We start from the raw sequence: 21613 nt of genomic DNA, 5'->3' as shown, positions 1-21613 counted from the left end.
ATCTTATGATTATTTTCTAGTATCGGTGAGTATTTCGAAGAGTGAACTATCATCTATATGAATTGATTTGGGCTCTATGATTTTACCTTCTTCATCTAAGACAATGTATCTAGGTATCCAGTCCAGATCTACGTAATTAGAGAAAGGATTCTTCCAACCTCGGTCAAATCTATAATGATCACCTAATATGTTAAATCTAGATATAGCCCCTTTCCACTTTTCATCTTCTTTATCAACAGATAAAAGAAGATAAGCAACATCAGAACTTTCCGTTTTCTTTCTGAGCTTATTGTAACCTGGCAACGACACCAAGCAGTCCTTGCACCACGAGGCCCAAAAGTCTACCAATACCTTCTTACCTATATAAGAATCAAGAACATCTGAAAGTGAGGTCGACTTTCCATTCATTGACTTAAGAACGGTGTTATTCACTGAATCAGGAAATTCTTGAATCGTCAGATACTTAGGTGCTGGTCTATCTTGAGCAGATAGCAGTTTAGTAGAGAAAACGACTACTACTATCAGGAGTAAAATTCTTTTATTCATCGAGCTTTTGGTTCATTGTATTGTCATAGTAAGCTGTTGACCTAACTACGAAAAGTTTGTAACACTTCGAATCTAGCCGATCCAATCCATACAGTTCATTGTTTTAAGTATAAATACAATGACACTTAAAATTAATTATGGGAAACCGGTATCTCTTTACATGGCTTGTTTAGCTGCCAGAGTACCTAGCCAATAGACTCTAATGTTTATTCTATCTTTCAAGGCGAACTCTTAAAGAATAGGCATTTATACTTCATTATGTTTTTCAAGTTTGTCTTCTACTAGGTCTAAGAAGTCAAAAATAGTTGGAAGATGTTCTAAAAAATTTCGGAAGTCTTCGTTTACATTATCTCGTTCAGAGTTGAGATAGTATAAGGTTAAGGATCGTAAATACCTTCGAAAGATTTTAATATCAACGCACTCTAAGATCTCTGAGAGCTCACTAACCATATTTTGCGTTAGGTAACTTGATTTTATTACCTTAAAAGACTTGAAGAGTTCATCCATGAAAATAAAGATTATCCTTGCTACAAATGTAAATAACAAAACCTTTTCACTCTTTATAAAGAGTACTTTTTAAAGGGCATTAACCCAATCTTTGAGTTCCACTAATGAGTTCAAAGTTGCCCAACGATATCGAAACCCTTCAAAAGAAAATTGGCTCACACATCCGTCATTTAAGAGAGTCAAAGGGGATTAAGAATTATGAAAAGTTTGCTATTCAAAATAAATTCAGTCGCTCACATTATTGGAAGATTGAACAGGGTGAAGTGAATTTAACCATCAAGACATTGGGTCGTATTCTCAATTCGCTTGATACAAAAGTTGAAGACTTTTTTCAACAGCTAAGCAAGTAATCCCTCGGCTGTATTAAAATATTACAACACTACAAACCTAAGGTACCGCCATGTTTCACATGGTGGTTGCGCAACTACCATTCCGTTTGAATCATTTAAAAAATGTGAAGAGGCGTGTGGTTAATAACGGCTCGCAATTATTCGTAAGCTGGACTTTTCAAATTTCTACTAATGTATCGGATAGCATTAGCCCTTGCAAATAGCTCGAATGCATATGGAGTATAGGTTCTGTTATGATCTTTTTAATTGTTGACTTTCTTTTCAAGTTCATCAATTTTTTCCTGTTGAGCTTGAAGTTGTTTGTTCTGTTGGATTAGATACAGGGTTAACTCTTCTATCTTCTGAAGCAGTTTAGCATCCATTTCACCTAAGTTGATGCCATTTTCAATTACTTCATTTTCACTCGGAATCTGTGGGAGATGACCTTGTTCTTCTATGTGTCGTTCAACTTCCTCAAGTGTTCGAAGTTCGTAGTCTTCATAGAAAACAAAGTCAGACCATCCACTTGCTTCTACTTTAATTTCTCTTGCTCCGATTGAGCCGTCAACTGCTAGTCTATGAGAACCAGTATCATCTGTGCCTATGCCTACTTTACCCGAGCTTTTTATTTTCATTATGACATTCTCCGGATTTTTATCAGTGCTAAAATCATTATTCCCTGCTACAATGTTTAAACTTCTGACACCACTACCCTCGTTTATGAGAACAAATCCACCATACATTTGTTTTCCTGTCCCAGTAATACCTGCTAAATATATTCTTCTATCACCAAAATAAAGGTTGTTTCCTTCGTATCCGCTATTCGTTTTGATATCCAATGGATACTTTGCAATCATTTCTCCAGACCCAATTCCAACTCTTCCAGTACTCTGAATACTTAAAATTTTATTTTCTGGATTTGATATACTACTAAAATTGTTATTTCCAACAGAAAATTCCAATGACCTTAGACCTCCATGAATTGATGTAAGGTTATTAAGGATTAATCCGCCATACATTTGAGAACCTGTTCCAGTAATTCCTGCTAAATAGAATCTTCTGTCCCCAAAATATAAGTTGTTTCCCTCGTAGGTATTGTTGGTTTTGATGTCTAGGTTGAACAATGGACTGACTGTCCCAATCCCAACTTTGTCAGTTGTAGTCAGATTCGTTCCGTTATCTGTCCATTGAGCATGAGTTGATAAGGCAAATAACATTGAGGAAACTACTAAGTATATCTTTTTCATTTTGATAAATTTTGAAGTTCTGGGATTGATCATAATAACCGAGTAATAACACTCCGTTTTTTTCATATCGAAACACAATACTATAAACGACAACAACCAATCACAAACAGCACATAAATCCTTATTTACCTTTTAGCACACTTCAATCTACCAAAACAATACTTTCATTGCCCTAGAGCATACTCAGCAAACCTAAAACCGCACTTTAAATTCCTAAAAGCATCATTTATACTCCCAAGAGTACATTTTACGTATCCAATTGCATACTCTGATCGCCCTAGCGCATATTTATCATATAATATCATAAACCAATCAGTGCAATTTGTTCGTTAGTAAGGTGCCAGTTAATAAATTACTTGCATGGTTGATTACTATGAACTTCTAGGAATACCATCTACTGCCACTCAGCGTGAGATCAAGTTGGCATTTAAGGAAATGGCCAAAAGGTACCATCCCGACAGCTATACAGGCGGGGAACATACCGAAGAACAGTTTAAACTGATCAATCAAGCCTATCAGGTCTTATCTGACCCACATACCAAAGCTCAGTACGATCTGAAGCGAACGTATGGAGCCATATACTCTGCGCCTAGTCCATCGCCATTTCAGCAGCATTATCGATATCCATTTGGGCGAAAGCCTCCATTTTACCGAAAGGTCAAAGTCAACTCCAAAGAAAATATCCGAGCTACTCTGGTTGCTTTTTTAGTGACATTGGGAATCGGCATACTGGTATATGGAGGGACAGCTCTGTGGAAGTATAAAAAGTCACTCGAGCGTGCTGAGCGAATGGAGATTCGTCAGGATACGTTTAAAGAAGCGGTAGCTGAAAAGGAGAAAGGAAATGTGGCAGGAGCCCTGTTGGTTCTCAAAGGCATGGGATATTTCTCCAATGAAGAGACCTACATGCGAAAATTCAAAACAGAGTTGCTCAAGGGAATAGAGAAAAATGCAAAAGAAAACATGGCCTCCGGTCAGTTTGGAGTTGCTGCCCACCAGTACGAGGTGCTAATGGACTACACCTATTTGCCCTCTATGGAAATGATGATTCAATTGGCGCATGCCTATCACTACTCTGGAAACTACAGAAAGGCCATTCAATGGTATCAAAAGCTTCGAATCAAGGGATTAGATACCCAAAAGCTACTTTTTGAACTAGCCAAAGTGTATGATGAAGGAGTTCAAGACTATGAACAGGCGTTGGTTTATTATCAACTGAGTGCCGATCGTGCAGTATCTCAGTATGAAGCTGATTTAGGGAAAGCCTACCCTCTACTGATAAATGCAGGCATGATACCTAAGTCACACTATGAAGTATACCTTAAAGTCTCAGAAATGCAATTGATACTTGGAAAGTATAACGAGGCAGTAGAGTCAATAGCATGGGGCAAAGAGATATGGTCAGATAGTTTGGCCATTTGGGCAATCGAAGTCAAAGCATATGATGCTTTAGGACAGCGAGATAAGATGAATCATTCTCTTTCGATAGCAAAAAGTATTGATCCAGACTTTACTCTTTGAACATAGCTGCCTATTTTAGACTTATTGCCTAATACAAAACAACATTTTATGAATCCGCTGAAGATCTATTTACCTGCCTTACTCTGCCTTTTTATTTTTTCACCAGCTCTTGCCGATCGAGACATAGATGTAGTCCATTATCGTTTTGAAGTCGCACTGAATGATGCCTCAGATACAGTAGCTGTTAAAGCTGACATTCGATTGGTCCAAACAAAAGACGCATTGGACACTCTTCGTTTAGATTTGGACGCATATGATAAGACCGGAAAGGGAATGATAGTCAAGAGTCTATCTATCGATGAACAGCAAGTTGGTTTTATTCATGAGGATGAGCTTTTGTATATTTTGCTCAAGGACAAATACGCACTATCTGATACCATAGAACTATCGCTGACTTATGCTGGGATACCCAAGGATGGCATGTATATATCTCAGAATAAATATGGAGAGCGAACTTTTTTTTCAGACCATTGGCCCAATAGAGCACACTATTGGTTGGCAGTAGTGGATGACCCCGCTGACAAAGCAAGTTGTGAGTTTGTAGTTACTGCACCGAAACATTACAAAGTAGTAGGATCTGGTAATTTGATAGATCAATCCACTTTGGTAACTGGAGAGGTTCGACATCACTGGAAAGAGAATACACCGCTATCCACCAAAGTAATGGCAGTGGCTGCTGCTGACTTTGTGACCAAGCCTATGGAATCTGATCATTTCTCCACAAGCTGGGTCTACAGATCGACAGCGCAAGAGGGATTCAAGTCATTTTCTGATGTTATGAAAATATATAATTTCTTCCTGTCCAACTTGGGAGAATATCCTTACAGTAAACTTGACCATGTGGAGTCCACTACTCGATTTGCAGGTATGGAGAATGCGAGCAACATATTTTACGATGAGAATCAAGTAGGAACAGGTAAAGAAATCATTCAATTAATAGCTCATGAAGTAGCCCATCAATGGTTTGGCAATAGTGTCACGGAAAAATCCTGGGAACACGTATGGTTGTCAGAAGGCTTTGCAGAATTTCTGGAAGGGCGGTATCTGGAAGAACGAAAAGGGATGGTTCGGGCACTAGAGAAGTATGAAGCAGATCGCATAAAGATTCAAAAGTACGAAGCGAAGTACCCTGATAGGACAGTACTGATCAAATCTGTAGATGAACCTTCAAAGATCTTGAGTCCACTTGTGTATGAAAAGGGAGCTTGGATACTAAGAATGCTTCGTGACAGAATAGGAGAAGAGAAAATGTGGGAAGTGTTGATAACCTATTTTCAGACCTACAAGCATTCCAATGCAGATACGAAGGATTTTATTGCTGTAGTAGAAGAAGTGACAGGTCAAAACTGGGATGAGTTTTTCTATCAATGGCTGGAAGTTCCTGGAGGAGTCGATATTACATATGCTGTCAAAAGAAAAGGAAATAAAGTGATCGTAACTACCGTCCAGCATACAGACCACGTTTACGATGTGCGGGTTGATTTACAGATTAAGCAAGGAACGTCATTGGATGTAAGAAAATTGCGGCTTGATAGAAGAGAACAAAGCTTCAAAATTAAAGTCTCTTCGAGTCAACAAGGAGAATTTACCCTAGACCCAAAAGGGTTGATTTACGGTAAGATCAAAGGATGATGAAACTTGCTTCTCCATTCATACTGATTTGTATTTTTTATTTGGGAGGCAATATTTCATCAGCTCAATCTGTCTATCAGGTTCGTATAGATCTGACGACAGTCTCAAATGATCAACTTGCCGTAGAAGTATTGGTGCCAGAAGTATCACAGTCTAGTATTGAATTTCAATTTCCCAAAATCGTCCCAGGTACATACAAAGTGTATGATTTCGGTCGGTTTATCAGTGATTTCAGATGTTTTGATAAGGCAGGTAATGAACTTCAAATTGACTCCCTGACTGTCAATAGAAGGTTGATTCACTCCGCGCAGCAGCTTCACAAAATCAGCTATGTGGTAGATGATACCTACGATACCCATCTTAAGAATATAATTTTTGAACCAGCAGGTACTTCCATTGAAGAGTATGCTTTTGTGATGAACCTATTTGGATTCGTGGGATATCTAGACGGGATGAAATCAATTCCAATTCAGCTGAACATCGCCCATGAAGCTAAGATGTTTGGTACTACCGCCCTCAATAAAATCATTGATTCGGATACACAGGATCAGTTTGTGGCCTCTAGCTATCATGAGCTAGTAGATAGTCCGATCATGTACTGCCGTCCGGATACCACTACTTTTCATGTAGACAATTGTGAAGTAATGGTTTCGGTACATTCTTCGGATAACAGTTTGAGCTCAGGTTATGTAGCAGAGCTTATCAAACCGCTGATGAATGCTCAAAAGGAATATTTGGGTGGAAAGTTACCGGTAGACAAATATGTAGTACTAGTCTATTTACCTTCATCATCCACATTGTCTGGAGGATATGGAGCATTGGAGCACTCCTATAGTTCGCTTTTAGTTCTTCCTCAAGCCAGCCTTTTTTTTCTTGGACAGTCTATCAAGGACATCACAGCACACGAGTTTTTTCATATAGTCACACCTCTCAATATTCATTCTAAAGAAATAGCCAATTTCGATTTTATCAACCCAAAAATGTCTAGACACCTATGGTTGTATGAAGGTATGACCGAGTATGCCGCCCAACTGACACAAGTCAAATATGGAGAGATGTCAATAGATCAATTCCTTGAAGTAATCAATAATAAAATCCAATTCTCTTATCGCTACGTCGATTCATTGGCCTTTACCGAACTGAGTCTTCATTGTTTGGATAGACATATCGGACAATACAACAACGTCTATTTTAAAGGAGCCTTAATAGGGATGTGTTTAGATATACTATTATTGGATTTGTCTGACGGACAATATGGTGTTCAACAGATGATGAATCAGCTATCTGACAAGTATGGTAAGAATCGACCATTTGAAGACGGTGAGCTTTTTGATGTAATAGGCGAGATGACCTATCCTGAGGTGAGAGATTTCTTTAAAGAACATGTAGAGCAAGCGAATCCTATCCCTTACCAAAGATTTTTTAGAAAAGTGGGGCTCGAATACCAGCCTGGTTCTGTTATCCGAGAGTTGTCATTAGGTCATATCAGTTTTGGAGTGACTGAGGAAACCAATTTATTGGTGATCAATTCCATTGATTATATGAATGTATTTGGTAAAGCGATGGGATATCAAGAAGGTGATATCATTTACAAGTTTGATGGCGTCAAGATTGATATTGAGAACTATGAAGAAGAGTTTACAGAGTTCAAAAACAAACATGGAGTCGGGGACAAAATCCATGCTGTAGTTTTTAGAAAGAACAGAGAAGGGAAGCTGAGGAAAGTAAGGCTATCGGCAAAAACAGTGGACACTAAAGTGACCAAGTCTTCAAAATTGGAAGTCTGGTACAATTCCTCCGATAGACAGGAACGACTCCGTAAATATTGGTTGAATATTAAATAAAACGGTATTTATCAGTATGATAAAGCCACAAAAAACCGTGTCGTTTCAGTGGGAGAAGAGTTGGAGTTTAGCACATTTTTAAACAGATTACTAAAAATAAAAACCACTCTATTATATGGCGAAAAAAGCTTCCTCTAAGAAGATCTTTGTACTAGATACATCGGTTATTCTTCACGCTCACGACTCCATCATGAATTTTGCAGAACATGACGTCGCGATACCTATCACAGTCCTAGAAGAGCTTGATAATTTCAAAAAAGGAAACGATACCATCAACTTTGAGGCCCGAGAGTTTGCAAGGCTTTTAGATGGATTAGCAAAAGAACATCTATTGCAAGATTGGATTCCTCTCAATGGAAATACCAAAGGGAAGTTAAAAGTATTACTCCATTCTAAAACAGAGCCGGATCTAGACGCTGAGCATATTTTCAGTGATCATAAGAATGATCATAAGATCCTAAATGCAGCGCTCAAACTAAAGAAGGAAGAAAAAGGCAAGAAGGTAATTCTTGTATCCAAGGATATTAACCTTCGCCTCAAAGCAAAATCCCTTGACCTCACTGCTGAGGATTATGAGACAGGCAAGATCAAGAATGTAGACACGATGTCTTCGCTTGGCAAAAGTGAAGTAGGAAAAGTATCAGCTGCTGCCATTGATGATTTATACAAGATTGGTGCTGTTACTACTAAGAGAGCACTTGGCAAGCAGGAGCCAGTGAATAACAATTATTACATTCTTAAAAGCTCCAAGAATTCCGCTCTTGCTTACTACAACCCTATTGAGAAAAATGTCGGACATGTAGAGAAGAGGTCTGTCTACGGTATTAAACCAAAGAACGCAGAGCAAGCTTTTGCAATTCATGCGATGATGAATACAGATGTGAAGCTTCTAGCCATCACAGGAGTTGCAGGCACAGGGAAAACATTGATGGCTTTGGCTTCTGCTTTGGAACAACGACGTAATTTCAAACAGATATTCATTGCAAGACCCATAGTTCCTTTGAGTAATAAAGATATTGGGTATTTGCCTGGGGATATCAAGTCCAAATTGAATCCATATATGGAGCCACTTTGGGACAATTTGAAGTTCATTCAAAACCAATACAAAGAGACAGATAAAGAATATACTCGCCTTACGGAGATGGTCAATCAAGAGAAACTCTTGATTACTCCCTTAGCATATATTAGAGGGCGTAGTTTGTCCAATATCTACTTCATAGTCGATGAAGCTCAAAATTTGACGCCACATGAAGTGAAAACCATCATCACTCGTGCCGGAGAAAATTGTAAGATTGTCTTTACCGGAGATATTAATCAGATCGATACTCCATATCTAGACTCACAAAGTAATGGCTTGTCGTACTTAGTAGATAGACTTCAAGGTCAGGAACTATTTGCGCACATTACCTTAGAGAAAGGAGAAAGGTCAGAGCTAGCGAATCTTGCTAATGAGTTGTTGTAAATGATGTTTGAACAGGATAACAATAGCCTGAATCAATTAGTTTTTGGGCTTTTTTCATAGTTTTACAAGCTTTACGAAGAAGATACTTGTTCCAATAGGACGAGGTGCTTCGGGAATTTTTTTAAACTCGACTAAAGGGTCGGCGAATTAAACACATTGGGCTATTGCTCCAAGATTAAACCAAAAACGAATGAATCATATAGGTCTGTTATTATTGAGAGTATCTTTTTCAGTGATGATGCTTACTCATGGATATCCAAAGTTGATGAAGCTAGTAGAGGGGAAGATGAGTTTTCTTGATCCTATTGGGATCGGTGAAGTACCTTCATTGATATTAGCAGTGATTGGAGAGTTGATTTGTCCGGTATTGGTAATTGTAGGATACAAGACTAAGTATTCTGCTCTTCCAGTGATAGCAACGATGACTGTGGCAACTTTCGTAGTTCATGCAGGAGATGCTTTAGCCAAGAAAGAGCTAGCTCTACTCTATTTGTTCGGTTTCATTGCGATAGCTTTATTAGGCGGAGGAAAACACAGTATCGACCGTTCCTAATCGAACTTGACGATTACATATTCATCTAAGACATTTATAGAGCCTTCTTCTGGGTAAGAAGGCATTTTTTTTACCCTTTCTATGACTGTAGTCGGTAGATCATCTTCAGATACTACAGGGTAATTGAAACCAAGGTAATTCATAACGCCATTCAGTGTATGAGCCTCTCCATATGTACCCATTCCTGAAGCTGTGATCATTGTTAGCGCATTTTCATCAAATGGAGATAGTTGGTTATGAGGGAAGCGTTTACTTGATAAGTTACCTATCCTTACTAGTTTAAATTCTGGACGATATGCTTCTAATGAAGCAATTTTGACAGATATATCACTTGCTATTCTTAAAGTCGTTTCAGTCCAAAGGTGATTTTTTAGGTGGATAATATTGCTTCTATTAATAAAGCCTATCAGAATAACTATCCCTATCACATATCCTAAGCTTGATAGAACGCTAATGTGTTGACGAATAATGAAGAGAAGCAATCCAGCAAATACAGGCACAGTACCAAAGGTCAGAAGTGTATAGATATCTGTATTTAAGAATTTAGTGGCAAATACTAAAGGAGGAGCGACTAGTACTAATCCAATTATTACGAGTTTCTTACTAATAGTAAGCGTGGTAGAGGAGCGAAATAAAAGAATTAATATCGATATACAGAATAATGCTGCAATTCCAAGAAATAGGTATCCAGGAATAGAAACATATAGACCTGAGAAGAAATGTTTGATGGTACTGTAAGTCAGTAGAAAATTTTTAACGGAATGTTCTAGAATGTATTGAGTATTGATTTCATCGGCGTGGAGGTATTGGGTATACTCTAAATTAAGTACCCAAAGGATCACGTTTGTAATAAGCTTGTAAAATACGGATCCTCCGACGATCAGTATCGCATATCTTTTAATATTGAAAGGACTATTTGTTGATACATTTTGGATGGTAAGTACAAGAATGACTGAAGTAGCAAAAGAAATTAGTCCCTGATAAGTACCTAACATCAATGTGAACAAGATCAAAGCTCCGATCATGGATTTGACAGATTCTTTCTGAGCAAGAAAGATAGAAGAAAGCGCCAAGACAGTCGCCAGAGGATAAATATAGCATACCCATGTATACGACATACCCACTGCATACCCTGGGTAGCAAATTAGAACTGCAGAAACTAAAAGTTGACCAAGAGTGGACCTTGCTCCTAATATTTTGCTAAGCATCCATCCTGATATTGCTAGAAGGATAATACTAATCGCTACGAAAGGAAAAGGGAGAATAGTACTCTCACTGATGGTTCCCAATAAAGCTGTAAACCATCGCCCTGACGGAATATGCGCAATATTTGAATAATTTAAATTAAGAGCTCCATCCCAGTTGATAATAATATTAGTCAGTAAAAAACCGTGACAAAAGATCCCTATTATGATATTGATACCTAAAACGCTCCTGTCCCTAGAAGATAGTGAATGGAATACATTTTTAATGTTGTTCTCTAGGTTGAAACTAAACAACTCACTTAAGTATTTGTTATATATTGTCTTGAGTAATTGCTCCTTGGTTAATAGCAGTAAGGAGGTAGAAAGTCCTAGAATTAAGAAAAGCAACCCAAATATTAGAGTGATTAACCTTATATTGGTTAATGCGGTTAACTTACTAGAAGGAATATTACCATCTAGAGATAAATATTTAGTGACATACTCTGGAGTAAAAATAATATATCCTAATAGTGCTATTCCTGCTAATACAAATAACGAAATACCAAGTCCTAAAACTTGGCTTCGATGGTTTATATGCTTTTGCGTAGAGTCTGTCAAACTTAGTTTAGGTTAGTTTCCCTGATTACATAACTAGGTCGGTTTTTAGAGCTAATGAAAAGCCTTCCTAAATATTCTCCAAGCAATCCAAACATTAGCATTTGTATACCTCCTAAAAAAGATACTGTAGCTAGTAATGACGCCCAGCCATCTACTGAGGTATCCGTAAATATTTTGATATATACCGCATAACAACCATAGAGCATGGATAAAGATGCTATTACCAAGCCTATTACCAAGGATAGTCTTAACGGCTTAATTGAAAAGCTACTGATACCAGATATGGAAAAATTCACCATTTTCCTTTTGGTAAATTTAGAATCACCTGCTGTTCGCAAACCTTGTTCATAAGAAATCTCTGTCTGCTTGAACCCTAACCAACTGACCATTCCTCGTATGAAAAGAGGAGTTTCGGGAAGGCTTTTGGTAACATTGACCACTTTTCTATCTAGTAACCGAAAATCTGCACTTCCTTCTTTGAGCTCAATATCAGATAAAAAGTTCATCAAGCTGTAAAAGAGTTTTGAAGATAATCGCTTGAACAGCCCTAAGCTCGAATGCTCTTTTCGTAAGGTATTTACCACCTCGAAGCCATCTTGCCATTTGGAGATCATGGCTGGTATTAGTTCTATTGGATGCTCCAAATCACCATCCATTGATAATACACAGTCTCCTATTGAGTGGTCTAAGCCTGCTTTGAGGGCAGCTTGATGCCCAAAATTTCTAGAGAACGAAAGGTATTTGATTCTTTCGTTCTCTAAACAAATCTTATAAATCTTTTCAAGAGTGTGATCATTGCTCCCATCGTCTATAAGAAGTAATTCATAATCATACTTATGAATTAGTAGTAATGAAACCAAACTATCTACAAAGTCCTGAATGATGGATTCTTCATTGAAGAAGGGGACGATTATAGATAGTTTGAAATCGGATGACATGTTTACATTTGGTTCAATAAAAAGGTTTAAAGATCCTTCTTGGTTAGCCTTTTAATAGGCTCAGTCAATTTCAGAATATCCAATAGACCTTTACCGGCTACACCGTCTCCCGTACCATCAGCTTTTAAGTATTTCTTCAATAATTGCTCTAATGGGAATACACAAAGTGCAATAATTACATCAATACCAAAATCAACTACTGGAGAACTCTGTATGTCCAGATAGTTTCCTGCAACCGTTTGAAGGAATTCAATGATCATCACAAGAGTAATGATAGTAAGTGCCTCAGTTACTATGACGTATTTAGTTTGAGCCTTCCTATTCATAAAGGCTGAGGCAACTACCAAACTGGTCATGAATAAGATTTGTAAACCGTAAAACCACAGTGTCTGCCAGAATGGAGGCCTGATAATAATGTGGATAGGTTTTGACTCTTCTAAATTGTCGAACGAATCATGTGCTTGTACTAATAGTGTGTAATGTCCCGGAGGTAAGTAGTTAAACATAATATGGTACTTGTGACTCCACTCTGACCAAGATTCATTAGCTCCACTTAGTTTGTATCTATATACTGGACTTAAGATTCCTCTGTAATCAGGCTTGGACAGCTCAAAATCGATAGAATTTTCATCAAAGTCGAAGTACATAGTTTCAGAGAGTTTAACATCTCCCTTATTACTACTGACTTTTCTAAAGAACATTTTACTCTTGGTATGAAGACTGTCAAGAATAGCCTTATCGAATTGTAATACTTCCTTGGAATCATCAATTAACCAATGTCTTGAACCGTACTTAGAAATGTAAGTCATGTTAGGGAATAGCCCGAAAACATCCATTTCTTCTATCGTACGATCATGATCAATCTTAAACCAGTTTTGACCATTATTAATCCACACTACTCCATCACGTTGTTGAAGGTGACGAATAGGCTTTCCAATTTGGTTTAAAATAGCAGTATCCTCTTTGATAATTTGCTCTTCAGGATCAAGATAAAAGTAACCTTCAGAATTGATTAGATATAGAATGCTGTCAACATATGCCAGTTTAGTTTTATCGATAAACTGGTTTTTATACTTGAATAGTTTGTATTCGAAGTGATCTACTGTAATATCATCAAACTCAATTAGTGCAGTAGGAGTTACAAACCAAGTTCTGCCACTTTGATCGTTGAATGCAGTCATTACAAGGTCACCGTGCATGTTTAGGTTTTCTGTTTCTTCCCAGATATTACCTTCTTTATGATAGATCTTTACTTCGTTGTAAAGGTTACCAACAATTAGTTTATCATGTTTTTTCTCAGGCGTAATGAATCGAACCGGTTCGTGGATTACAAGTTCTGCTTTGTCATTTTTGATTTCATAGACTCCATTTGTTCCAGCTGCATAAAGGTTTCCTTGATAGACAAAGAATTTTTCAGTTTTAGCATGGATGCCATCTACATGTTTGAAATAGTATCTACTATCTAAGTACTGTCTCTTTACACGACGATATTTTTTATTTTTAGCCGTGATTGTGATTCTCTCTTGAGGCTCGTATATAGTTTCGGAAGATTTTTTAGACCTTTTGTGCTTTCTGATGAGTGCTGCGGTATCAATTTTTATAGTTTGAACTTCTTCAGATGAATCATCACTACCTGAGAAGAAACTACTTAATCTAGAGAAGAAACTCTTTTTGTTAGGAGTAGTTGTATTTGACTCGCTTGCACCTTCAGGGTTAGAGCTCTTTTTAATTTCAGTTTTTGGTAAGCGCTTCGATACAGGTATAGATTGATACTCAGTTTCGATTACTACTTCTTCATCAAGAGCTCCCTCTATTTCTGCTTCAGGTTCCTCAGGTTCATACTCTTGGAAATTTTTGTTTTTGAACTCTGAGTAGTAAACGATGTTCTTATATCTCTTCTGTCTTATGAGATGGAATACTCCTTCACTAGTAGCCACATATAGATTCTTCTTGTGGAAATAGGCTTCGTATAGGTTTCCATGAAGCCCTTGAAAGTTAGTAAAGCTTCTAAAGGGAATATCAATTTCCATTCTGGAAAGTCCAAACTCATGAGATATCCAAAGGCCTTCTTCTTTGTCAACTCCTATGGCTCTTACCTCATTGTCGGGTAGACCTTTACTTTGGTTAATGACTTCAACGATGCGAGAACGTTTATTATCATAGAGGATTACTCCGTTCTCCAGTGTACTCAGTGCAAAGTACCTCTCATCTACCCACATACCATTGTCCACAAAAGACTCACTTTCAGACAGGAATTTTGAGATTCTACATTGATAGAATTTCCCCTCCCGATATATGTATGTTTTGTTATCCGTAGTACCACAGACGTACTTATTTTCAGTAGGGTGTTTATTGAAGAAGATGAATTTAGCATCTTTCGGTTGATTCCAATCAAAAGCTAGAAGGGAGTCATTTTTGTATTGATATAGACTATCATTGGTCTGTACTAAGATTGTACTGTCAATAGCGAAGACCTTTGTATAAAACTCTTCCATATTATCGAGTACCGAGATACTGCTTCGTTTGTGAGCTAAATTGTATCTAATGATATTTTCTTCACTCATGAAAAACACACAAGTATCCATGAATACAGTTTGGAAATAAATTCCATCATCTTTCTTATTAGGATTCAATGAAACAAACTTGTATTGATTGTCTTGGAAATCGATGATACCAAAATCTCCTACACACCCTACATATAAATTGTCTTCGTCATCAAATGCTATCGAAACAGCTGCGCTAGGAGTAGATATGTAGTCCCAGTGTGTTCCATCATATTGTAGTATACCAGATCTATTAGCAATACAAAGCTGTCCGTGATTGTTGGTAATGATTTGGAAATTAGTATTGTCTAGCCCCGGAATATCGAGATTGTGGTGAGTAAGAAAAAGGTCTCCTTGCTGCGAAAAAACCAATAAGGGTAGGGAGGTGAGTAAGAAAGCGATGATGAATCTTGGCATTCGATTAGCTCTATTTTTTGTTATGAGTACTATAAGGTTGAAATATAACAATATCTGAATATGGATAAAAAGTAATAAGGCTTCAAGTGTCACACTTAACCATAAAAAGATACTTTGTTTTTGATATCTTAATTGATCTTCAAATTTGAATAATATTGATTGATTAACTTCGTCTCGCAATCGAAATATTTGTAGAAAATGAAAAAGAAGAGAGATATCTCATCGTTTAGACTGTCCAAGGTATTTAGGCAGAAAAACTCATTTTTAAATATTGTCGTAGTCAGTAAGAAAGTATTATAACGGTTGTTACTTTTTTCGAATAGGATAATTGTTTTGGTATTTGACTACATTGATTCTTCTTCCTGTGTTTTATTTTTTGTCTTGAGCTTCTCTGACAGGTTAAAAGATTGTTTCGCAATGACAAGTAGTACTTGTTTTGTGGATTTGGTCTATATAAATCAGAACAAGTACAAGAATTTTCTACCAAACTAGCTCTATCATTGATAAATTTCTAAAACACTATTTACTACTAATCAAATATGACAGGTCACAGAGAGAAACTAGCAGAATTTCTAGAAAGCGGAGGAGTTCAGCATTTTATCGTTTCCCTAATAGTTATCAATAGTTTGTCTATCGGTATGGAAACTTCTCGAAGCTGGATGGAATCATACGGACGTTGGTTTGACTTCGTTGATAATATTATCTTGGGCATCTTCGTGTTGGAACTTATTTTAAAGTTTTACGCATTTGGATTTAAGTTTTTTAAAAATTCATGGAATCTCTTTGATTTCGCAATTGTGGCTGTGGCCTTGGTTCCTACAGCTGGTGCATTCTCTATTTTTAGAACGATGAGGATTCTAAGAACTCTTCGATTGATTAAAAATGTTCCTAAGCTAAGACTCATTATTGAAGCGCTTATCAAATCAGTTCCTAGTATTGGGTGGATAGCAGTATTGCTAATTACTGTGTTTTACATTTTCGCTGTATTAGCTACCAATCTATATGGCCAAGCTTTTCCGGATTGGTTTGGTAATATTGGAGTAAGCATGTTCACGCTTTTTCAGGTAATGACTTTGGAAGGTTGGTCAACAGGAATTGCTCGTCCAATGATGGAAGTTATTCCAAACGCCTATTTGTTCTTTATTCCATTCATATTGATAGCAACTTATACGACTCTCAATATTTTCATTGCCATAGTAGTAAATACAATGAACGAACTACATCACCAAGACGTAGAAGCTGATGATGAAATCGCTCGTCAGATGATGTATCAAAACTTTGAAACGATGCAAAAGAAACTTGATGACCTATCTAACAAGCTTGAGGCTATGAATGAAAGGACTAAAGAGCCTGCTGGTTGAAAGGCTGATACTTGTTTGCTTTGCTATCAGTCTTGAGGAGAGTTCTAATGGATATGATATAACTGCCGAGGGTTAAAACATTAAATAAGAATAACCATTCTATATATGGAGCATCTGATACGAAAGTTAAAAGATGAATTATTAACCAGAACCCAACGCTTAGATATAACATTTGTAAGGTGTTAGAGCTCCTTTTTCCAGTTGACTTGTCGTGTATTTGAAGAAATTTTAAATGATACTTCATGATTCTTTACTTGCCTATTTGATTTATATGCAAATAAGTATCTAATCAAATTTCAAATCCTGCCAATTTACTTTATGATCCTGTCATTCCGTTTCGAATCCTGCCATTATTTGGCAGGATTATGAATTGATGCTAAGGAAGTAATAAAGAAGTGTCTCCATAGCTCAAAAATCTATAGTCTCTCATTAATGCCTCTTCGTATACATTTTTCCAGTTACTGCCAATAAAGGCAGCCACTAAAAGAATCAATGTAGATCCAGGCTGGTGAAAGTTAGTAGATAGACCTTCTGTAATTCTGAATTGATATCCAGGATAAGCGAAGATTTTGGTTTCTCCTTTCAGTTCATCTATTTCCTGCTCATCCATTTTTTTCAAGATGGCATTGAGAGCATCTTGTTTTGAGATTGATTGAAGGTCTTTTTGATAGGCATCTTCTTGTGAGATAGAGAAAACAGCATTTGAGTCTAGAAACAGTTTAGCACCGTACCAAAACATGCTTTCTAGCGTACGCAGTGCCGTCGTTCCAATTGCTATAACAGGCCCTTTAGAGTTTAAAACATTGAGAACATTTGATCTAGATATAACGATGCGTTCGTTATGCATATCATGATCCTTGAAGTTTTCAGAAGTAATAGGTTTGAAAGTTCCAGCACTTACATGTAAGGTTAAGCTATCTAATGTACATCCCTTAGATTTTATTGTTTCTAAAATTTTATCCGTAAAGTGAAGACTTGCAGTCGGGGCGGCTACAGCTCCTTCTATTTCAGCGAAGACTGTCTGATACCGATCCTTGTCTTCTATGTCATCTTCTCGATTCATATAAGGCGGCAGAGGGACATGTCCGATAGATTCAATGATATCTAGAAATGTTATGTTTTCGGTCCAATCGAGTTGAACTAAACCTTTTTCTCTATTGGATAGCTTGGCTTCTATTTTTTGTCCATTCAGTTCGCTGAAAATGGTTTCACCATCTTTCCACTTACGAAGATTTCCAATGATGCATTTCCATGTACAGGAATTTTTAGCCTTTAAGACTTCTTGAATGTCTGGGTGAGGTAGTACGGGTTCCGTGAGGAATACTTCTATTTTGGCTCCTGACTCACGATAGAAGTACATTCTTGCAGCTATTACCTTTGTGTTGTTTAAGAATAACGTAGCGCCCTGAGGTATTTGATCAGTGATAGACTTGAATGGCAAATGAGAAATTTTTCCCTTTTCGTAGACGAGAAGTTTAGAGTCATCTCTATTTTCAAGAGGGTGTTTAGCAATTCGCTCGTCCGGTAATTCGTAGAGGTAATCTTCTAGTTTTGTTCCTTCTGCTGTCATGTCCATCGGTTTTGGGTAGCAAAATTGGAATATTCCAGACTAGAATGTGGAATGAATTCGTAAATTTATCGCCATGCCAATAAAACTGACTTTCGTAAAACATATACTCAATTTTAAGTTTGATGCAGGAACCTCTCGTGGAGTCTTAAAAACTAAGGACGCTTGGATTCTTAAGGTATCTAGTGCTGAAAATCTAGATGTTTTTGGTTTGGGTGAAGTAAGTGTAATTGAGCGACTGAGCTATGATTACAATTTAGACTTTGATTGGGAGCTTAATCACCTTGCTGAATTATTAGAAAAGGAATCTGTGCCAAAGAGTATGGAGGATATTTATCCACTTATAGATAAGTATGTAGATGAGTCTAAGCCAGCTATTCGCTTTGGGCTAGAGACTGCATTGATGGATTTGATCAATGGAGGTCAGAGAATGATCTATGATAATGGCTTCTTCCAAGATGAATCGGGTATTCCTATCAATGGCTTGATCTGGATGGGGGATGAGAGCTTTATGAAGGAGCAGGTAGAGTCTAAATTGAAGGCTGGATTTACTTGTATCAAGATGAAAATAGGTGCGATAGATTTTGATAAGGAATGTAAAATCTTATCCATGATCCGTAAGGAGTTTCCAGCCGATCAGTTGACCTTAAGAGTGGATGCTAATGGAGCTTTCGATACACAAACTGTCTTGATGAAGTTGAATACTTTAGAAGAGTTTGATTTGCATTCGATAGAGCAACCTATCATGCCAAAACAGGAAATGGCGATGCAGCTTCTTTGTCAGAAGAATATTGTTCCTATTGCTTTGGATGAAGAGCTGATTGGAGTTTTTGGAAAGAATCATAAGAGAAGGCTTTTGGAAGAAATTAAACCTCAGTATATAATCCTTAAACCATCTCTTCTAGGAGGCTTAAAAGAAACTGCCGAATGGATCAAGATAGCAGAATCAATGGAGATAGGATGGTGGGTTACTTCTGCTTTGGAATCAAATGTAGGGCTAAATGCTATTTGTCAGTTTGTAGCCGAATACGATTATGTTGGTCATCAAGGGTTAGGTACTGGACAATTGTATGATAATAATTTTCATTCTCCACTAGCAGTTATTGGAGAGCAGATATTCTATAAAAAAGGAATGACTTGGGATTTTACGGATTTAGATTTCGCTTAATCGAAGTGTGATAGCCTTTTTTAGGGTGAATTTTTCTGCTGGGTAGAGTCAATACACGTTGAACGTTTGAGGCAGCAAGGTTCATTTGCTCATTGAAGCTTCTTCAGTTAATCTTTCTGCATTTTCTTTACCTAAATAGCTGTCAATCAAATAATGCCCTAAATATATAAATGGCGTGAGAGCCATTGCGATGACAAACTTGTAAATGTAATTGATGATACCAACGGCTATTACTTGTTTGAGAGGCCAGTTACCCCAGATGTAGAAAGCAATAATTAGAACAACAAAGCTGTCGATGAGTTGGGAAAAGAGTGTTGAACCAGTTGCTCTCAACCAAATCATTTTGGGGCCGGTGATGCTTCTTAATTTTTGAAAGACGGTCACGTCAAGTATTTGTGCGATTAAGAATGCCACCAGAGAACCGACTATTATTCCTAGTCCTTGATTAAAGATTGTTTGGAAGGCAGAATTGATGTTAAACGAATTACCTTGTTTGTCCACGCTATTGATATCTACCCAGAAGTCAGCTGGTGGCAGCACTGTGATAATGTAGATCATCAGAAATGCAAAGGAGACTAGACCGGCAGTTAAAAAGCTGATTTTCTTTACTCCACTTTTGCCAAAGTACTCGTTGATAATATCCGTGCAAATAAAAACAACAGGCCATAATACTACACCTGCTGTCAAATTGAAGTCCAATACGAATTCTCCCAAAAGAGAGATTTGTGCTGGGTCGGTATTTAATAATTTTTCAAGAGAAAAAATCTTCACTCCTACTATTTCCGCAAGGAGAGCATTGGTGATAAAAATGCCTGCTAGTACTAGAAATAGAGTGTTCTTTTTGTCTTCAAATGATTGATTCATGATACCTCGTAGTCATTGCCTTCAATGGACAGTAGTGTTTCTTCAAATACTGTTTTTGCTTCTTCTAGCATGGGTTGGAGGTTTTTATATCTAGTCGAATAGTGACCAATAAGAAGCCTGTCGACTTCTGCTTTTTTAGCGATTTCTGCTGCTTGTTTGGCAGTAGAGTGATACGTAATCTCTGCTCGCTCCTTCATATCATTCATGAATGTAGATTCATGATAAAGAAGGTTTACACCTTTTATGTAAGGTATAATACTTTCATCATACTTCGTATCTGAGCAAAAAGCATATGATACAGATGGAGCTGGTGGAAGTGTATAAGCTTTTGAGGAAAAGCGAATATCTCCATCATCATCCAAAATATCTTCACCACTCTTGAGTCTCAATATCATCAGCGGTGTGATCTCATTGGTTAACTTCTTTTTATCAATTCTCCTTTTCTTAGGCTTCTCTCTAAAAACAAACCCTGAGCAGTTGATTCTGTGATTTAGAGGAAATGAATGAATTGTAATATTTTGGTTTTCAAACAATAGCTCACTTTCGTTTGGAGTCCATTCCTTCATGTTGATTTTGTAGTTGAGGAATGTTTGTGAGTGCTTTAGGTTAACAGTAATAATCTCACCTAAACCTGGAGGGCCATATATATTGAGGTCTTTGGTCCTGCCATAGAGGTGCATAGAGGAGATCAATCCAATCAATCCATAGTAATGATCTCCATGCAAATGGCTAATAAAGATATGGTCTATCTTCTGAGCCTTGATTTTGTATTTTTTTAATTGAAGCTGAGTACCTTCTCCACAGTCTATGAGAAAAGGTACTTGCATCATCGTCAGCAACTGAGCTGTTTGATTTCTGTTGTGTGCTGGGATAGATGCATTCGATCCGAGTATTTTGACGGTATATGACAAGGTTGGTTATTATGTTTACTCGGCGTCTCCTTCTTCTTTCAACCCTTGCTCTAGCTCATTCATAAAGACCAAGTCGATTGATTCCTCTACAGTAGGCAATACTGTCAGTACTTTATCTAGTTGAGAAATAGAGATAAGTTTCTTCGCATGATCCGAGACACCAGACATGACAAAAGAACCTCCACCTTCAGTAAATACTCTATTGCCAACTAGAAGTGCTCCTAGTCCAGATGAATCGATATATTTTACTTCACTTAAATCCACGATCAAGTTTCCTATTCCTTGGCCTTGCATGGTTAAAAACTCAGACTTCAAATCTGGAGAAATAGTAGAGTCAAGTTTCTCTTCATCTACTTTGATAATGTTGTATTTTTCTTCTCTCTGTAGTGTGAACTTCATGG

Annotated in this window: 16 protein-coding genes; 7 read left to right on the top strand and 9 right to left on the bottom strand. The window is 37.3% G+C overall.

Annotated elements, in window-relative coordinates; all coding sequences use genetic code 11:
- Positions 1-9: 9 nt before the first annotated feature.
- Positions 10-546: a TlpA family protein disulfide reductase gene (locus tag DKG80_RS11495; RefSeq protein WP_109831489.1), complete on the bottom strand. Its 537-nt coding sequence runs from the start codon at positions 544-546 to the stop codon at positions 10-12.
- Between the two features lie 1099 nt (positions 547-1645).
- On the bottom strand, positions 1646-2629 hold the full coding sequence (locus DKG80_RS11480) for a hypothetical protein (protein WP_162555836.1): 984 nt from the start codon (positions 2627-2629) through the stop codon (positions 1646-1648).
- A 360-nt stretch (positions 2630-2989) separates the two neighbouring features.
- On the opposite strand from DKG80_RS11480, the gene DKG80_RS11475 reads away from it, so the two are divergent.
- From DKG80_RS11475 to DKG80_RS11455, 5 genes are all read left to right on the top strand, one after another.
- Positions 2990-4150, top strand: a complete 1161-nt coding sequence (locus tag DKG80_RS11475) for a J domain-containing protein (protein WP_109831485.1) — start codon at positions 2990-2992, stop codon at positions 4148-4150.
- Positions 4151-4198: 48 nt separating this feature from the next.
- Positions 4199-5782 (top strand): M1 family metallopeptidase, encoded by a 1584-nt coding sequence (locus DKG80_RS11470; protein ID WP_109831484.1) that lies wholly within the window; start codon positions 4199-4201, stop codon positions 5780-5782.
- The gene (locus DKG80_RS11465) at positions 5779-7626 is read left to right on the top strand and encodes a M61 family metallopeptidase (RefSeq protein WP_109831483.1); all 1848 of its coding nucleotides are present in this window, start codon (positions 5779-5781) and stop codon (positions 7624-7626) included. Before DKG80_RS11470 ends, DKG80_RS11465 begins: the two co-directional genes overlap by 4 nt.
- A gap of 115 nt (positions 7627-7741) precedes the next feature.
- The gene (locus DKG80_RS11460) at positions 7742-9088 is read left to right on the top strand and encodes a PhoH family protein (RefSeq protein ID WP_109831482.1); all 1347 of its coding nucleotides are present in this window, start codon (positions 7742-7744) and stop codon (positions 9086-9088) included.
- A gap of 190 nt (positions 9089-9278) precedes the next feature.
- The gene (locus tag DKG80_RS11455; protein ID WP_109831481.1) at positions 9279-9641 is read left to right on the top strand and encodes a DoxX family protein; all 363 of its coding nucleotides are present in this window, start codon (positions 9279-9281) and stop codon (positions 9639-9641) included.
- On the opposite strand, the gene DKG80_RS11450 is transcribed toward DKG80_RS11455, so the two are convergent.
- Genes DKG80_RS11450 through DKG80_RS11440 form a run of 3 tightly spaced genes read right to left on the bottom strand, consistent with a single transcriptional unit; the run spans position 9638 to position 15341 of the window.
- Positions 9638-11443, bottom strand: coding sequence for a glucosyltransferase domain-containing protein (locus DKG80_RS11450; RefSeq protein ID WP_109831480.1), 1806 nt, complete (start codon positions 11441-11443; stop codon positions 9638-9640). The two genes, DKG80_RS11455 and DKG80_RS11450, sit on opposite strands and share 4 nt — an antisense overlap.
- Positions 11444-11445: 2 nt before the next feature.
- Positions 11446-12381, bottom strand: coding sequence for a glycosyltransferase family 2 protein (locus DKG80_RS11445; protein WP_109831479.1), 936 nt, complete (start codon positions 12379-12381; stop codon positions 11446-11448).
- Positions 12382-12407: 26 nt separating this feature from the next.
- On the bottom strand, positions 12408-15341 hold the full coding sequence (locus DKG80_RS11440; RefSeq protein WP_162555834.1) for a triple tyrosine motif-containing protein: 2934 nt from the start codon (positions 15339-15341) through the stop codon (positions 12408-12410).
- A gap of 539 nt (positions 15342-15880) precedes the next feature.
- Between DKG80_RS11440 and DKG80_RS11435 the strand changes: the two genes are divergently transcribed.
- On the top strand, positions 15881-16702 hold the full coding sequence (locus DKG80_RS11435) for an ion transporter (protein ID WP_109831477.1): 822 nt from the start codon (positions 15881-15883) through the stop codon (positions 16700-16702).
- 376 nt (positions 16703-17078) lie between these two features.
- On the opposite strand, the gene DKG80_RS11425 is transcribed toward DKG80_RS11435, so the two are convergent.
- The gene (locus tag DKG80_RS11425) at positions 17079-18272 is read right to left on the bottom strand and encodes an S-adenosylmethionine:tRNA ribosyltransferase-isomerase (protein ID WP_245906999.1); all 1194 of its coding nucleotides are present in this window, start codon (positions 18270-18272) and stop codon (positions 17079-17081) included.
- Between the two features lie 73 nt (positions 18273-18345).
- Between DKG80_RS11425 and DKG80_RS11420 the strand changes: the two genes are divergently transcribed.
- Positions 18346-19437: an o-succinylbenzoate synthase gene (locus DKG80_RS11420; RefSeq protein WP_109831474.1), complete on the top strand. Its 1092-nt coding sequence runs from the start codon at positions 18346-18348 to the stop codon at positions 19435-19437.
- 81 nt (positions 19438-19518) lie between these two features.
- On the opposite strand, the gene DKG80_RS11415 is transcribed toward DKG80_RS11420, so the two are convergent.
- From DKG80_RS11415 to DKG80_RS11405, 3 genes are read right to left on the bottom strand one after another with little or no spacing between them, the layout of a single operon-like run.
- A complete protein-coding gene (locus tag DKG80_RS11415; RefSeq protein WP_109831473.1) occupies positions 19519-20301 on the bottom strand; it encodes a queuosine precursor transporter in 783 nt (260 codons plus the stop codon).
- Positions 20298-21212, bottom strand: coding sequence for a ribonuclease Z (locus DKG80_RS11410; RefSeq protein ID WP_109831472.1), 915 nt, complete (start codon positions 21210-21212; stop codon positions 20298-20300). Before DKG80_RS11410 ends, DKG80_RS11415 begins: the two co-directional genes overlap by 4 nt.
- A gap of 15 nt (positions 21213-21227) precedes the next feature.
- Complete coding sequence (locus tag DKG80_RS11405) at positions 21228-21611, bottom strand: STAS domain-containing protein (RefSeq protein ID WP_109831471.1); 384 nt, start codon at positions 21609-21611, stop codon at positions 21228-21230.
- Positions 21612-21613: the final 2 nt, after the last annotated feature.

Origin of the sequence: Reichenbachiella versicolor (genome assembly GCF_003171675.1) — a bacterium.
GTDB lineage: Bacteria > Bacteroidota > Bacteroidia > Cytophagales > Cyclobacteriaceae > Reichenbachiella > Reichenbachiella versicolor.
This window is presented reverse-complemented; position numbering and strand designations above follow the sequence as displayed.